The organism is Bradyrhizobium sp. HKCCYLRH1034, from assembly GCF_051168375.1.
Lineage (GTDB): Bacteria > Pseudomonadota > Alphaproteobacteria > Rhizobiales > Xanthobacteraceae > Bradyrhizobium.
Map to the genome: position 1 here is coordinate 514,855 of NZ_JBNPUW010000001.1, position 14,556 is coordinate 529,410.

11 protein-coding genes are annotated in these 14,556 nt (G+C 65.9%); 4 read left to right on the plus strand and 7 right to left on the minus strand.

What is annotated here, in order from left to right; all coding sequences use genetic code 11:
• Nucleotides 1-66: 66 nt before the first annotated feature.
• The gene (locus ACQR0W_RS02320) at nucleotides 67-915 is read right to left on the minus strand and encodes a VOC family protein (RefSeq protein WP_434840563.1); all 849 of its coding nucleotides are present in this window, start codon (nucleotides 913-915) and stop codon (nucleotides 67-69) included.
• On the minus strand, nucleotides 912-2,171 hold the full coding sequence (locus tag ACQR0W_RS02325; protein ID WP_315754716.1) for a Glu/Leu/Phe/Val family dehydrogenase: 1,260 nt from the start codon (nucleotides 2,169-2,171) through the stop codon (nucleotides 912-914). The genes ACQR0W_RS02320 and ACQR0W_RS02325 overlap by 4 nt, the downstream gene beginning before the upstream one ends.
• A gap of 205 nt (nucleotides 2,172-2,376) precedes the next feature.
• Here ACQR0W_RS02325 and ACQR0W_RS02330 point away from each other — a divergent pair, with 205 nt between their 5' ends.
• Both ACQR0W_RS02330 and rbsK read left to right on the plus strand, forming a co-directional pair.
• Nucleotides 2,377-3,270, plus strand: coding sequence for a sugar kinase (locus ACQR0W_RS02330; RefSeq protein ID WP_315715822.1), 894 nt, complete (start codon nucleotides 2,377-2,379; stop codon nucleotides 3,268-3,270).
• 20 nt (nucleotides 3,271-3,290) lie between these two features.
• The gene (gene rbsK, locus ACQR0W_RS02335; RefSeq protein WP_316170600.1) at nucleotides 3,291-4,199 is read left to right on the plus strand and encodes a ribokinase; all 909 of its coding nucleotides are present in this window, start codon (nucleotides 3,291-3,293) and stop codon (nucleotides 4,197-4,199) included.
• On the opposite strand, the gene ACQR0W_RS02340 is transcribed toward rbsK, so the two are convergent.
• Nucleotides 4,196-5,431, minus strand: coding sequence for an NAD(P)/FAD-dependent oxidoreductase (locus ACQR0W_RS02340; protein WP_316186859.1), 1,236 nt, complete (start codon nucleotides 5,429-5,431; stop codon nucleotides 4,196-4,198). The two genes, rbsK and ACQR0W_RS02340, sit on opposite strands and share 4 nt — an antisense overlap.
• Nucleotides 5,432-5,544: 113 nt before the next feature.
• Here ACQR0W_RS02340 and ACQR0W_RS02345 point away from each other — a divergent pair, with 113 nt between their 5' ends.
• Nucleotides 5,545-6,330, plus strand: a complete 786-nt coding sequence (locus ACQR0W_RS02345; RefSeq protein WP_434840562.1) for an enoyl-CoA hydratase/isomerase family protein — start codon at nucleotides 5,545-5,547, stop codon at nucleotides 6,328-6,330.
• An 8-nt stretch (nucleotides 6,331-6,338) separates the two neighbouring features.
• On the opposite strand, the gene ACQR0W_RS02350 is transcribed toward ACQR0W_RS02345, so the two are convergent.
• Nucleotides 6,339-8,045 carry an IlvD/Edd family dehydratase gene (locus ACQR0W_RS02350; protein ID WP_315826401.1) on the minus strand — a complete coding sequence of 569 codons (1,707 nt, stop codon included), beginning with the start codon at nucleotides 8,043-8,045 and terminating at the stop codon, nucleotides 6,339-6,341.
• Nucleotides 8,046-8,183: 138 nt separating this feature from the next.
• Nucleotides 8,184-9,002: an NAD-dependent epimerase/dehydratase family protein gene (locus ACQR0W_RS02355; RefSeq protein ID WP_315826402.1), complete on the minus strand. Its 819-nt coding sequence runs from the start codon at nucleotides 9,000-9,002 to the stop codon at nucleotides 8,184-8,186.
• An 89-nt stretch (nucleotides 9,003-9,091) separates the two neighbouring features.
• Here ACQR0W_RS02355 and ACQR0W_RS02360 point away from each other — a divergent pair, with 89 nt between their 5' ends.
• Nucleotides 9,092-10,060 (plus strand): SMP-30/gluconolactonase/LRE family protein, encoded by a 969-nt coding sequence (locus ACQR0W_RS02360; RefSeq protein WP_316186861.1) that lies wholly within the window; start codon nucleotides 9,092-9,094, stop codon nucleotides 10,058-10,060.
• 95 nt (nucleotides 10,061-10,155) lie between these two features.
• On the opposite strand, the gene ACQR0W_RS02365 is transcribed toward ACQR0W_RS02360, so the two are convergent.
• Both ACQR0W_RS02365 and ACQR0W_RS02370 read right to left on the minus strand, forming a co-directional pair.
• Entirely contained in the window at nucleotides 10,156-11,586 is a 1,431-nt protein-coding gene (locus ACQR0W_RS02365; RefSeq protein WP_315754729.1) for an aldehyde dehydrogenase family protein, read from the minus strand.
• A 490-nt stretch (nucleotides 11,587-12,076) separates the two neighbouring features.
• On the minus strand, nucleotides 12,077-14,446 hold the full coding sequence (locus ACQR0W_RS02370; protein WP_316170604.1) for a transketolase: 2,370 nt from the start codon (nucleotides 14,444-14,446) through the stop codon (nucleotides 12,077-12,079).
• Nucleotides 14,447-14,556: the final 110 nt, after the last annotated feature.

Sequence of the window (14,556 nt, forward strand, 5' to 3'; positions counted from 1 at the left end):
TCCGAATGCCGTTCCGACCTATATCACGGGCGGCTGGCCCATGACGCCGTCGGCTCCGCTTCGACCTCACCGCGCCGCGCGCGGCGTCTTCTCCAGGATCAGCGTATGGATGCCGCAGGTGCCGCTGTACAGGCTCATCACCCGTGTGCCCGGCTTGCGGCCGGCGCGCGGCTCGGAGACCTGCAGGCCGGCGGCGAGCAGCCGCGCGCGCGTCGCCTCGATGTCGGCGACGCGCCAGCTCAGGCCCCACAGCTTGTCATGGGCCTTGTCGTTGCCGGCGACCGGCCGCTTCACCACTTCGACGATCAGGTCGCCGCAGCGGAAGAACATCAACTGGCCCCATTCCTGATGGCTGCGGTCGAGCGCCATGTCGAGGCCGAGCCGCGCGCCGTAGAGCGCGGCGGCGCGTTCGGGATCCTCGGTCGAGATCACGATATGGTCGAGGCCGAGCACGGCCGTATCGGCGGTCTTGATGGACGGCGGGCGCGGCTCGGCGAGCTCGAGGAAGAACATGCGCACGCCACGCGTGAGATCGGTCATGGCGCGGGTGCGCTTCCAATGCAGCGTCTGGCCCGAGATGCGGTCGGTGCTGTCGACCTCGGCAATCGGATCCGGCTTCAGCGCGACCCGCTCGAGCCGCCGATGCATCTTGCCGATATCGCCGGTGGCGAAGCAGATACTGGCGAGCCCCTCGCCCCAGATCTTGATCACTTTGCGGATGCGGTCGGCGGCCACGCCCTGGCCCGCCGGCGCCATCAGCTCCAGGCTCATATTGTCGAGCGTGAACAGGACGCGATCGGCGCCCTCGCCCGAATTCTGCCAGGACGGCTTGCGCGCCAGCAGCGTCTCGAACGCGGCGCTGCCGGCCTGGATGTCCTGCAGCAGGACGACGACGTGGTCGAGGCCGGTGATCACGGAAACAGCCCTCGCGAGTTCTTGGCGGCGCGCACCTTCTCCACGCCGATCGCCATCGCCGCGGTCCGGTGGGAGATGCCGTCGGTCTTGCCGCGCGTCAGCATGCGCTCGAAGGCACGGTCAAGGATCTGGTACTCCCTGCGCATCACCTCCTCTTCCTCCCAGAACAGCTGCTGCAGGTCCTGCACCCATTCGAAATAGCTGACGATGACGCCACCGGAATTGCAGAGAATGTCGGGAATGAGGAAGATCTCGTTGCGGCGCTGGTCGAGCACCAGATCGGCATCCGGCGTGGTCGGGCCGTTGGCGGCTTCCGCAATGACGCGGCATTTCAGGTTCGCCGCCACCTTGGCGTCGATCACCCGCTCGACCGCGGCCGGCACGAGGATGTCGCAGGCCAGGGTCAGGATCTCCCGCGGATCGAAGGCGAGCTCGGTGGAGAAGCCGGCAATGCTGCCGTGCCTGGCGGCGTGCGCCATCAAGGCCGGGATGTCGAGGCCGCGCGGATCATGGAGGGCGCCGGTGTGATCGCTGACCGCAATCACCTTCATGCCCATCTGGTGGAAGCCGAGCGCGGCATACGAGCCGACGTTGCCAAAGCCCTGCACGACCGCGGTGGACTTGGTCGGGTCGATGCCCAGCTCATCCATCACCCGCCTCGACACATGGGCGACGCCGCGGCCGGTCGCCTCGCGGCGCCCCAACGTGCCGCCGGAGAACACCGGCTTGCCGGTCACGATCTCCATCACCGTCTGCCCCTGGTACATGGAATACGTGTCCATGAACCACGCCATCACCTGCTCGTTGGTGCCCATGTCGGGCGCCATCACGTCGGTATGCGGGCCGACGAACGGGATCATCTCCTGCATATAGCGGCGCGACAGCGATTCGAGCTCGCGCTTCGACAGTTTGGAGAGATCGACGTTGATGCCGCCCTTGGCGCCGCCATAGGGCAACCCGACCAGCGCGCATTTCCAGCTCATCCAGATCGCGAGCGCGGCGACCTCGCCAATGTCGACCGTCGGAGCGAACCGCGTGCCGCCCTTGGTCGGCCCCATCGTCAGCAGATGCTGGACCCGGTAGCCTTCATAGACCGCGATCGTGCCGTCATCCTTGTGGATCGGACACGAGACGGTGATCGCCCGCTTCGGCAAGAGCAGCCGGTCCCGCTCGTCGGCTGGGATGCCAAGGTGGTCGGCGATCACGTTGAACTGATTGGTGGCCATCTCGAAGACCGGACCCGCATAGACAGTCATATTCCACTCCCGAATCTGCGCTTCTGCAGGCCGGCAACCATAGCGCGACCCGAGCGCCGGCGGCAGGGGGCCACCGGTAGCAGACGGCCGATCTCAACCACCAAGGTGACGATTTGACGAAGAATTTCAGCGTTGATCCGCTTTGACCGCTTGCTAATCTGCGGCGCCGGGGCCGCGATCACCCCTTAGTGAGACAGAAATGGCAATGCAGGCCCTCTTCATCGGACAGACCTACATCGACGTGACGTTCATCACCGACCACATGCCGACGGGGGACGAGAAGCACGTGGCATCCGACTATGCCGTCTCGTTCGGCGGCAATGCGGTGACTGCGGCATTTTGCTGCGCCAAGCTCGGCATCGTGCCCGACCTGATCGCCACCGTCGCGAATGACTGGCTCGGGCGGATGTTCCAGGACATGACCGCGAAATACGGCATCTCCGTCCATCCCCGGAAGGTCAATGCCTCCTCGCTGTCCTTCATCATGCCGAAGGACGGCAAGCGCGCCATCGTGCGCTGCCGCGACGATGCGCATATCCACCCGTTCCCGCTGCTCAATCTCGGCAATTGCAAGGCGCTGCATGTCGACGGCCACCAGCCCGACGCGGCGTTGCATTATGCCAAGCTGTGCCGCGAGGCCGGCATCCTGACCTCGCTGGACGGCGGCGGCCTGCGCACCAACACCCATGAGCTCCTGGAATATATCGACGTCGCGATCGTGGCCGAGCGGCTGTGCGAGCAGATGGACCTCACGCCGGAGAAGATGCTCGACTACCTGAAGAGCCGCGGCTGCCGCATCGGCGGCGTCACCCAGGGCGAAAAGGGCCTGCTCTGGTATGACGAGGTCGGCGCCGTGCATACGCTGCCCGCCTATCCGATCCCGCGCGAGCGCGTGATCGACACCAACGGCGCCGGCGACGTCTTCCACGGCGCCTATGTGTATTCGTATCTCGCCAATCCTGCGAAGGGCTGGAAGGAGCATTTCGAGTTCGCCCGCGCGGCCTCGACGTTCAAGATCCAGAAGCTCGGCAACGAGGCCGGCCTGCCGACGCTCGCCGATATCGAGCTGGTTCGGCAGGAATTCGAGGCTCGCGTCTAGCGGTTGTGGGGAGCAGGCGGATGGGGCGGGTCGTCGTCGCCGGCAGCATCAACATGGATGTGGTGGCTGCGGCCGAGCGCCATCCGCGCATCGGCGAGACCGTCGCCGGCCGGTCGGTGATGTACTTTCCGGGCGGCAAGGGCGCGAACCAGGCCGTCGCCGCGGCCAAGCTCGGCGTGCCGACGGCGCTGATCGGCCGGCTCGGCCGCGACGCCTTCGGGGAGCAGTTGCGCGCATTTCTCACGGCTCAGGGCATCGATCTCACGGCCGTGAAGGACAGCGCCAGCGCGTCGACCGGCACCGCGATCATCACGCTGGCCAAGGCCGACAACACGATCGTGGTGATATCAGGCGCCAACGCCGAGGTCAGCGCCGACGATGTGGCGCGGGTGTCTCTCGCCTCGGGAGACGTGGCCGTCAGCCAGTTCGAGATCCCGCAAGCGACGATTGCCGCGTTCTTCCAGCGTGCCAAAGCGGCCGGCGCCACCACGATCCTCAACCCCGCCCCCGCGAGCGCGTTCGACAGCACGCTGTTTGCGCTGGTTGATGTCCTCGTGCTCAACGAAACCGAGCTCGGTTTCCTGGCCGGCATCGAGCTCGGCGACGCGCCGACGCCGCAGCAGGTGAATGAGGCGGTTCGCGCGCTCAAGCCTCGCGACGACCAGACGGTCTGCGTCACGCTCGGCGCGCGTGGCGCGGTCGCGGTTTCTGGTACCGAAGCCAGGCTGGTCGAAGGCCGCGCGGTGAAGGCTGTCGACACCACCGGCGCCGGCGACTGCTTCGTCGGTGCGCTCGCCGCACGGCTGTCGCAGGGCGCTGATATCGCGGATGCGATCGGCTATGCCAACGTCGCCGCATCGATCTCGGTGCAGCGCATGGGCGCCGGCCCGTCGATGCCGACCGAGGAGGAGGTTCGCGCGTGGCTCTAGGCCAGAGCGCTCTTCAGGTCGAAGCTGGGATCAGCGGCCTTGGCTGCATCCAAGGTGCCGCCCGCAGCCAGCAACTTGCGGCCGAACATATGGTCGCCGGCGCGGTTGACCGACTCGATGCCGACCAGTCGGCCCTCCTTGTAACAGAACGCGGAGAACGCCTTTTGCGCCGGGTCACCGCGCAGAACGACCTGGTCATAGCCGGTGGTGAGCCCCGCGATCTGGAGCTTGTCATTGCCCTGGTCGCTCCAGAACCACGGCTGTCCGTCATAGGGCTTGACGTCGCCCGTCAGCCGCGCCGCGACGCAGCGGGCGTGATCGGTGGCGTTCTGCACCGACTCCAGCCGCAGCGTCCCGCCGAAGCGCTGGCTGACGAACAGGGCGCAGTCGCCGATGGCCGAGATGTGCGGATCGCCGGTGAGCAGATATTCGTCGACGACGATGCCGGAGGCGACCTGCAATCCAGCCTCGGCGGCGAGCTCGACATTCGGCAGCACGCCGACGCCGACCACGACGAGGTCAGCGGGGATATGCCGACCATCGCTGAGGCTGACGCCGGTGACCTTGTTGCCGTCGGCCTCGATGCTGGTGGCCTGCACGCCGAGATGGATGCGCACGCCGGCTTCCGCATGCTGCTTCTGGAAGTAGTCCGAGATCTCGGCGGTCACTGCCCGCGCCATCACCCGGGCGCCGAGCTCGAGCACGTCGACCTCGAGGCCCTTGATCCGCGCGGTCGCTGCGAATTCAAGACCGATGAAGCCGGCGCCAATGACGACGGCCCGCTTGGCATCGGCGAGCAAGCCTCGCAGCGCTTCGCTGTCGTCGAGAATGCGCAGATAGCGCACCGCCGGGAGATTGGCGTTGGGAATGTCGAGCAGCCGGTTGCGCGCACCGGTCGCGAACACGAGGTGCCCATAGTCGAGCGTCTTACCGGAGGCGAGCAGCACCCGGCGCTGATCGCGCTGAACAGCGACGGCACGATCGTAGACGAGATCGATGGTCTGGTCCGCGTAGAACTTCTGCGGTCGGAACATCAGGGTCTCGGGACCGCCGGTGCCCTTCAGATACGCCTTCGACAGCGGCGGGCGCTGATACGGCAGATGCGACTCGTCGTTGATCAGATGAATCGGATCGGCAAAGCCTGCCTGACGCAGCGAGGTCGCGAGCTGGAATCCCGCATGCCCCGCACCCACGATCACCACCGGTCCCTTCGTCACTGCACCCTGCCCCATTCTGCCACTGTCCATGCCGACGGAACCGGGTTTTGGCAGACTTGCCCGGCATTGTCACCGGTCCCGCCGTACGGTTTAAATGCGGCAACAAGAACCACGCCCGGGAGGTATGAATGTCGGACGCCGTAGCGGAACCTGCCCGCCTGACTATCGAAGGTCCGATCGCGACCATCACGCTCGACCGCCCGGCAGCGTTCAACGCCATCAACCTTGCGATTGCGAAGCGCTTGGAGCTGCTTGCGGCCCAAGTAGAGGCCGACGAGACCATCCGCGTGCTGATCCTGAAAGGCGAAGGCCGCGCCTTCTGCGCCGGCGGCGACCTGCAGACGATCGGCGCTGCCGCCGAGGCCGACGCCATCACGCCTGTCGTCAGCGAACTGCTGCATCACTACCATGCCTTCATCGCGAGCCTGCGGCGCATGCCCAAGATCGTGCTGGCGAGCGTGCACGGCTCCGCCGCCGGCGCGGGGATGTCGCTCGCCTTCGCCGCCGACCTCTGCATTGCCGCCGAGGACGCGCGCTTCACGCCGGCCTATGCCAAGCTCGGCGTGTCGCCCGACGGCGGCGGTACAGTTGGCGTGGTCGCCACTGTGGGCATCAGGCGGGCGCTGCAGATCTTCCTGGCGGAGGACAGCTTCACGGCCGCGCAGGCCCGTGAATGGGGCTTGGTCGCGAAAGTCGTCCCCGCCCCCGAGCTCGCGGCAGCCACCGACGCGCTGGCGCAGCGGTTGGCGCAGAATGTGCCGGCGGGGATCGCGGCGACCAAGGCGCTGATCCATCGCGCGCCAACCAGCTCGGTCGAAGACCAGCTCGCCGCCGAGCGCGATGCCATCATCAACTGCATGCACACGGATGAATTCCGCGCCACCGTGAAGCGGTTCACCAGCAAGGGAAAGTAGGACTGCGCTCACCCCTTCCCTTTCCGGCGCATGAAATCGAAATCGCAGCCGTCGTCGGCCTGCAGGATCGTTTCATGGAAGAGATGCGCATAGCCGCGCTCCGCCCATTCGGGCGTTGCGGCTTGCTTCAGCGCAGCGCGACGCCGGTCCAACTCGGCGTCGTCGACCAGCAGGTCGATGCTGCGCTTGGGAACATCGAGCCGGATCATGTCGCCGCTCCGCACCAGCGCCAGCGGGCCTCCAACCGCGGACTCCGGGGTGATATGCAGCACGATGGTGCCGAAGGCGGTGCCGCTCATGCGCGCATCGGAGATGCGCACCATGTCCTTCGTGCCGCCGCGCGCGAGCTTCTTCGGGATCGGCAGGTACCCCGCCTCCGGCATGCCGGGTGCGCCTTTCGGCCCGGCGTTGCGCAGCACCAGGACGTCGTCGGCCGAGACGTCGAGATCGGGAGCATCGACCCGCAAGGTCATGTCCTCGATCGACTCGAACACGACGGCGCGCCCGGTGTGCTGCAGCAGCTTGGGGCTTGCCGCCGAATGCTTGATGACCGCGCCGCGCGGCGCCAGATTGCCGCGCAGCACGGCAAGGCCGCCTTCCGGCTTGATCGCGTCGTCGCGCGCGCGGATCACGTCCTGCCCCGGCACGTCCTCGGCGGCGGCCACGATGTCGCGCAGCGATTGGCCGGTGATCGAGCGGCAATCGAGATCGATGAGATCGCCGAGCTGCTTCATCAGCTTTGGCACGCCACCGGCGTGATGGAAATGCTCCATGTAGTGATCGCCGGACGGCTTGAGATCGACCAGCACCGGCACCTCGCGACCGATGCTGTCGAATGCATCGAGGTCGATTTTATGCGGCGTCCGGCCGGCGATGGCGGTGAGATGCACGAGCCCGTTGGTCGAGCCGCCGATCGCCTGCAGCACCACCTGCGCATTCCGGAACGCCGCAGGGGTCAGCAGTTCGCTCGGCTTCGGTCCCTTCACCTTGGCCATCTCGGCCGCGACCCGGCCGCTGGCCTCGGCCGAGCGGAAGCGCTCGGCATGCGGCGCCGGGATGGTCGCGCTCATCGGCAAGGACAGTCCGAGCGCCTCGGTGATGCAGGCCATTGTCGAGGCCGTGCCCATCACCATGCAGGTGCCGACCGAAGGAGCGAGCCGGCCGTTGACTGCGTCGATCTCGCTGCCGTCCATCTCACCGGCGCGATACTTCGCCCAGAGACGTCGGCAGTCGGTGCAGGCGCCGAGCACCTCGCCCTTGTGATGCCCGACCACCATCGGCCCGACCGGAATGACCACCGTCGGCAGATCGGCCGACACCGCAGCCATGATCTGCGCGGGCAGGGTCTTGTCGCAGCCGCCGATAACCACCACCGCATCCATCGGCTGCGCGCGGATCATCTCCTCGGTTTCCATCGCCATCAGATTGCGCAGATACATCGAGGTCGGATGCGCAAAACTCTCGGCGATCGAGATGGTCGGAAACACGAACGGCATCGCGCCCGACAGCATGACGCCGCGCTTCACCGCCTCCAGGATCTGCGGCACGTTGCCGTGGCACGGATTGTAGTCGCTGTAGGTGTTGGTGATGCCGACGATCGGGCGATCGAGCGCGTCGTCCGAATAGCCGGCCGCCTTGATGAAGGCCTTGCGCAGGAACAGCGAGAAGCCGGCATCGCCGTAAGCGGTCAGTCCCTTGCGCAATCCATCGGTCATGGTCTTCTCTTCTTTCATTCTCAACGTCATTCCGGGGCGCGCGAAGCGCGAACCCGGAATCCAGACATTGTCTTGCGCTCTCACATCGAGATTCCGGGTTCGCGTCCTGCGGACGCGCCCCGGAATGACGAGGTCGGATCAACCCCAGTCGATGATCCGGCTGGTGTCGCCGTCGAACTCAGTGGTGCAGAACGCGCCGCCCTGGAAATAGTCGCCGATCGGATCGGCGGGCAGCTTGGCCTGCTCGGCCAAGGCGTGCTCACGGAAATCCTCCGCGCGGCCGGTCGGGCGATAGCCGAGGTCATAGGCACGCTGGTTGTCCCACCAGGCGCGCTCGTTCAGCGATGCGCCATAGAGCACTTCAAAATGGATGTCGGGATGCTCAAGGCCGATGCGGCAAAGTTGCACCAGATCTTCCGGCTTGAGCCAGATCGACAGCCGGCGCTTGTCGAGCGGCTTGTCGCCGAAATTGCCGATGCGGATGCAGGTCACCTTCAGCCCATGCTTGTCGGCATAGAGCGAGCCGACCGCCTCACCGAACACCTTGCTGACGCCGTAGCGGCCGTCGGGGCGCGGCTGCACCTCATTGTCGATCTTGCGGTGCCGCGGGTAGAAGCCGACCGCATGGTTCGACGACGCGAACACCACGCGCTTGACGCCCTTGCGGCGGGCCGCCTCGAACAGGTTGTAGCCGCCGATGATGTTGGCCTGCAGGATGTCGTTCCACGGTCCCTCGACCGAATAGCCGCCGAAATGGATGATGCCGTCGACGCCTTCGCACAGCGCCTCGACCTGAGCGAGGTCGGCAAGATTGGCCGCCTTGAAGGTCTCCTGGCTGGAAAGATCGGCAGGCGGTTTCAGGTCGCTGAGCAGAAGGTCCGGATAGATCGGCGGCAGCAGCTTCCGCAAGGAAGTGCCGATTCCACCGCTCGCACCGGTCATCAAGATACGTGGCATTTCATCCCTCGTGTTGGGTCCGCAGGTTTGCGGTTGTGGCGAGCCAATGATAGCAGAGATCGCAACCGCGCAATAACAGGACCGGCCAAATGTCCGACGGAAACGCTCACGCGCAGGGCTGGCGCCCTGCCACCTTCTATCCCGATCCGGCGATCCAGGCGCTGGATCCGCGCTTCGAGAAATACTGGCTCAAGCTCTCGGCCGTGGAGCGGCTGGCGACCGGCCTGCGCTGGGCGGAGGGGCCAGTGTGGTTCGGCGACGGGCGCTATCTGTTGTGCAGCGATATCCCCAACCAGCGCATCCTCAAATGGGAGGAGGAAAGCGGCGCGGTCTCGGTGTTTCGCAAGCCCTCCAATTTCGCCAATGGCAACACCCGGGATCGCCAGGGCCGTCTCGTCACCTGCGAGCACGGTGGCCGCCGCGTCACGCGGACCGAGTATGACGGCTCCATCACCGTGCTGATCGACTCCTTCGACGGCAAGCGGCTGAACTCGCCAAACGACGTCGTCGTCAAATCGGACGACTCGATCTGGTTCACAGATCCGACCTTCGGCCTGCTCGGCAATTACGAGGGCTACAAGGCCGAGTCCGAGATCGACGCCAACGTGTACCGGATCGACGCGGCCACGGGCCGGGCGACCATCGTCGCCGAGGGCGTGCTGGGACCGAACGGGCTGTGCTTCTCGCCCGATGAATCCATCCTCTACATCGTCGAATCCCGCGGCGTGCCGAACCGCAAGATCCTCGCCTATGACGTCTCCGCCGATGGCAGCAAGCTCGCCGACAAGCGCGTCCACATCGATGCCGGTCCGGGCACGCCGGACGGCATGCGCTGTGACGTCGACGGCAATCTCTGGTGCGGCTGGGGGATGGGCTCGCCCGAGCTCGATGGCGTCATGGTGTTCGCACCCGACGGCGCCCCGATCGGCCGCATCGCCTTGCCCGAGCGCTGCGCCAACCTCTGCTTTGGCGGCCTCAAGCGCAACCGCCTGTTCATGGCCGCCAGCCAGTCGATCTACGCGCTCTACGTCAACACGCAGGGCGCGCTGGGGGGATAATTGGCCGTCATTGCGAGGAGCGAAGCGACGAAGCAATCCAGACTTCCTTCCCGGCCCCTGGATTGCTTCGCTGCGCTCGCAATGACGGAGACCAATCAAGCCGCGTTGTAGCCCGCGATGGCCTTGACCTCGAGATACTCCTCGAGACCGAACCGGCCCCATTCGCGGCCGTTGCCGGACTGCTTGTAGCCACCGAACGGCGCGGTGCGGTCGTTCGGGACACCCTGCAGGTTGACGTTGCCGGCGCGGATCTTGCGGCCGACCTCGCGGGCCTTCTCGATCGTCGGCGCCGTGACATAGCCGGCAAGACCATAGGGCGTGTCGTTGGCGATACGCACCGCCTCGTTCTCGTCCTTGGCGCCGATGATCACGAGCACTGGTCCAAAGATTTCCTCGCGCGAGATCGTCATCTCAGGCTTGACGTCGGCGAAGATGGTCGGCCGCACATAGAAGCCCTTGTTGACGCCCTCCGGCAGGCCCGGGCCGCCGGCGACGAGGGTCGCGCCCTCCTCGATACCCTTATTGATGAGGGCCTGGATCTTGTCCCACTGGCCGCGATTGACGACCGGGCCGATCGTGGTGCCCTCGCCGCGCGGGTCACCCGCCTTGGTCTTGTCGGCGACGCCCTTCGCGATGGCAGCGACTTCCTTCATGCGCGCGGCCGGCACGATCATGCGCGACGGCGCGTTGCAGGACTGGCCGGAGTTGTTGAACATATGCATGACGCCGCCGGTCACTGCCTTCACCAGGTCGGAGCCCTCCAGGATCACGTTCGGCGACTTGCCGCCGAGTTCCTGGCTGACGCGCTTCACGGTCGGCGCCGCGCGCTTGGCGACGTCGATGCCGGCGCGGGTCGATCCGGTGAACGAGATCATGTCGATGTCCGGATGCTCGCTCATCGCAGCGCCGACCTCCGGCCCGAGGCCGTTGATCAGGTTGAACACGCCCTTCGGCACGCCGGCTTCATGCAGGATCTCGGCGAAGATCAGCGCCGAGGTCGGAGTGAATTCCGACGGCTTCAGGATCATGGTGCAGCCCGCGGCCAGCGCCGGCGCGACCTTGCAGGCGATCTGGTTCAGCGGCCAGTTCCAGGGCGTGATCATGCCGACCACGCCGACCGGCTCGCGCACCACCACGGACGCAGGCAGCGTCTCCTCGAACTCATACTTCTTCAGCACGTCGAGCGTTGACATCAGATGGCCGAGGCCGGCGCCGGCCTGCAGCTTCTCCGCCATCGGCAGCGGCGCGCCCATCTCGTCGGAGACGGCGGCGCCGATCTCCTTCATGCGGCCCTTGTAGATCGTGATGATCTTCTCGAGCAGCGCGACGCGCTCCTCGCGCGAGGTCTGTGAGAAGGTCTCGAAGGCGCGCTTGGCGGCGGCGACGGCCTTGTCGACATCGGCCTTGGAGCCCAGCGCAACCTCGTACATCGCCTCCTCGGTCGCCGGATTGATGACCTGGGTGGACTTCTTGACGACCGGATCGACCCAGGCGCCGTCGATGTAGAATTGCAGGCGATTGACCATCGGAAAACCTCTTCACGTGGAAGCATCTGGAGGGGGCGGCAGCACGCGGCCGGCATCCTGGCACGCGCGATCCGCGGGATGAACCCGCCACATGCGGGGACCGGGGTTGCGTCCCGCGGATATAGGAGCAAGGCCGCGACCGGCGCAAGCCGACCGGCCTGCGTTTCGTCGCCGCTCCATTTTGCATCGCAGCAACCGCGTGTCCCCTTCGCCCCCTCCAGATCGCCATCATTCCGGATGGCAGAATTCCCGCCGTCGAAGATTCATTTCCAAGATGTGAACTGCTTCACATCGCCGTTCGATCGCTCTGGCTAATCTCCTCTTCATAGACATCCCGGCATCTCGAAAGGACGCCGGATAAGATTTCAGAACCGATATTTTCGCCAGTTCTTATTGCGCAGCCTTTCAGTACGTAGACATTTGATCCAAGTTGCGACGCCGTCTCCTTCATCCAGGTGAGGGAGACGGCGTCCCCGTTCTTGGCCCGCCCTCACACTGCCATCTTGCGATGCCGGACCGGCGCGCCAGTGAGGCTCTCGGCCGCATCGATGATCGCGTTGGCGTCCATCCCATTGTGGCGATAGAGGTCGTCGATCGTCCCGGTCTGGCCGAATTTCTCAACCCCCAGCGCCTCGACGCGATGGCCGCGCACCGAGCCGAGCCAGCCGAGCGTCGCCGGATGGCCGTCGATCACGGTGACGATGCCGCAATCGCGCGGCAGCGGCGCCAGCAGTTGTTCGATGTGGCTGAGATGTTGCACACCGCGCCGATGCCGCCGCAGGCTGCGCGCCGCCGTCCATCCGGCATGCAGCCGGTCCGCCGAGGTGATCGCGAGCAGGCCGACGTCGCGGCGGGACTCGCCGATCAGGCCGGTGGCCTCGATCGCCTCCGGCGCGACCGCGCCGGTATAGGCGACGATCACCTCGGCATTCGGTCCCGGCTTGCGCAGCCAATAGGCGCCGGCGGCGATGTCGGATTCCAGCTCCGGCGTCATGATCCGCTGCGGCTGATCGATGGTGCGCGTCGACAGCCGCAGATAGAGCGAGCCGCCCTCGCCTGCCTCGGCTTGCATGTGGGCAAAGCCCCATTTCATGATCGCGGCGAGCTCGTCGACGAAGGCCGGCTCGAACGACGACAGCCCGTCCTGCGCCATGCCGATCAACGGCGTCGCGATCGACTGATGCGCGCCGCCCTCCGGCGCCAAGGTCACGCCCGACGGCGTGGCCGCCACCATGAAACGCGCATCCTGATAGCAGGCGTAGTTCAGCGCATCGAGGCCGCGCTCGATGAAGGGATCGTAGAGCGTGACCACCGGCAGCAGCCGCGCGCCGTTGATGGCGTGCGACAGGCCGAGCGCCGAGGCCATGATGAACAGGTTCATCTCGGCGATCCCCAGCTCGATATGCTGGCCCTTCGGCGAGGCCGCCCAATTGAAGGTCGACGGGATCTTCTCGCTGCGGAACAAATCCGCCTTCTCCGCGCGGGCGAACAGGCCACGGCGGTTGACCCAGGCGCCAAGATTGGTCGAGACGGTGACGTCGGGCGACGAGGTCACGATGCGCGAGGCCAGCGCGGTGTCGCTGCGGGCGAAATCGTTGAGGATCAGGCCAAAGCCCTGCTGCGTCGACATCTGCGCCGCCGCGGTGAAGGTCAGCCGCTCCGGCACGTCGAACACCGCATCATCGAGCCGGCGGCCATCGCGATTGAACGGCACCGACGCGAGGAACGACTCCAGCGTCGAAGCATCCTGCGTCAGTCCCTCGAACTTGTCCCACTCATGGCCCGGGCGAATGTTCTGCTGCGCGCGCCACTTCTCCATCTGGGCGACGGTCATCAGGCCGGCGTGATTGTCCTTGTGGCCCTGGAACGGCAGGCCGACGCCCTTGATGGTATAGGCGATGAAGCACACCGGGCGGTCGTGGTCGATGGACTCGAAGGCATCAAGCATGCTGGCCATGTCGTGGCCGCCGAGATTGCTCATCAGCGCCAGCAACTCGTCGTCGGTGCGCTTGTCGAGCAGCCGGGTCACGTCGCCCTGATCGCCGATCTCGTCCTGGATGTGCTTGCGGAAGGCAGCCCCACCCTGGAAGCACAGCGCCGCATAGAGCGCGTTCGGGCAGTTATCGATCCAGCGCCGCAGCGCCTCGCCGCCGGGTTCGGCAAACGCCTCGCGCATCAGCCGGCCGTATTTCACGATCACCACGTCCCAACCGAAATTGCGGAACATGGTTTCGAACTTCTCCCACAGGCCCTCGCGCACGACGGCGTCCAGGCTCTGGCGGTTGTAGTCGACGATCCACCAGGTGTTGCGCAGGCCGTGCTTCCAGCCTTCGGCCAGCGCCTCGAAGATATTGCCCTCGTCCATCTCGGCATCGCCGACCAGCGCGATCATGCGGCCCTCGCGGCGGTCCTTCATCCAGCCATGCGCGTGCACGTAGTCCTGCACCAGCGAGGAGAACAAAGTCTGCGCGACGCCGAGGCCGACCGAGCCGGTCGAGAAGTCGACATCGTCGACATCCTTGGTGCGCGACGGATAGGATTGCGCGCCCTTGAAGCCACGGAAATTCTCCAGCTTCTCGCGCGTCTGCCGGCCGAACAGATATTGGATGGCGTGGAACACCGGGCTCGCATGCGGCTTCACCGCAACCCGGTCCTCCGGACGCAGCACCGAGAAGTACAGCGCCGACATGATGGTGGCGAGCGAGGCGGAGGAGGCCTGGTGGCCGCCGACCTTCAGGCCGTCGGTGTTCGGCCGGATGTGGTTGGCGTGGTGGATGGTCCAGGACGACAGCCACAGCGCCTTGCGGGTCAGCGCGTTCAGGATGTCGAGACGGTCTGACGATGCGGATGGCGTGGCCATGGCGCGCTGCTCCCCGGGGCCTTGTTGGATTCGCCGATTTTAATCCTGTCGCACCGGCCATAATTCTCAATTTTTCGCGTGCAGTTGCCGATTGTTGAGATATTTTCCCA

Bases quoted from the DNA above. Each gene is read 5' to 3' on its own strand.
- ACQR0W_RS02330 (WP_315715822.1), top strand. From the start codon at position 2,377: ATGCAGGCCCTCTTCATCGGACAGACCTACATCGACGTGACGTTCATC.
- rbsK (WP_316170600.1), top strand. From the start codon at position 3,291: ATGGGGCGGGTCGTCGTCGCCGGCAGCATCAACATGGATGTGGTGGCT.
- ACQR0W_RS02345 (WP_434840562.1), top strand. From the start codon at position 5,545: ATGTCGGACGCCGTAGCGGAACCTGCCCGCCTGACTATCGAAGGTCCG.
- ACQR0W_RS02360 (WP_316186861.1), top strand. From the start codon at position 9,092: ATGTCCGACGGAAACGCTCACGCGCAGGGCTGGCGCCCTGCCACCTTC.
- ACQR0W_RS02350 (WP_315826401.1), bottom strand. From the start codon at position 8,045: ATGACCGATGGATTGCGCAAGGGACTGACCGCTTACGGCGATGCCGGC.
- ACQR0W_RS02340 (WP_316186859.1), bottom strand. From the start codon at position 5,431: ATGGGGCAGGGTGCAGTGACGAAGGGACCGGTGGTGATCGTGGGTGCG.
- ACQR0W_RS02355 (WP_315826402.1), bottom strand. From the start codon at position 9,002: ATGCCACGTATCTTGATGACCGGTGCGAGCGGTGGAATCGGCACTTCC.
- ACQR0W_RS02370 (WP_316170604.1), bottom strand. From the start codon at position 14,446: ATGGCCACGCCATCCGCATCGTCAGACCGTCTCGACATCCTGAACGCG.
- ACQR0W_RS02325 (WP_315754716.1), bottom strand. From the start codon at position 2,171: ATGACTGTCTATGCGGGTCCGGTCTTCGAGATGGCCACCAATCAGTTC.
- ACQR0W_RS02365 (WP_315754729.1), bottom strand. From the start codon at position 11,586: ATGGTCAATCGCCTGCAATTCTACATCGACGGCGCCTGGGTCGATCCG.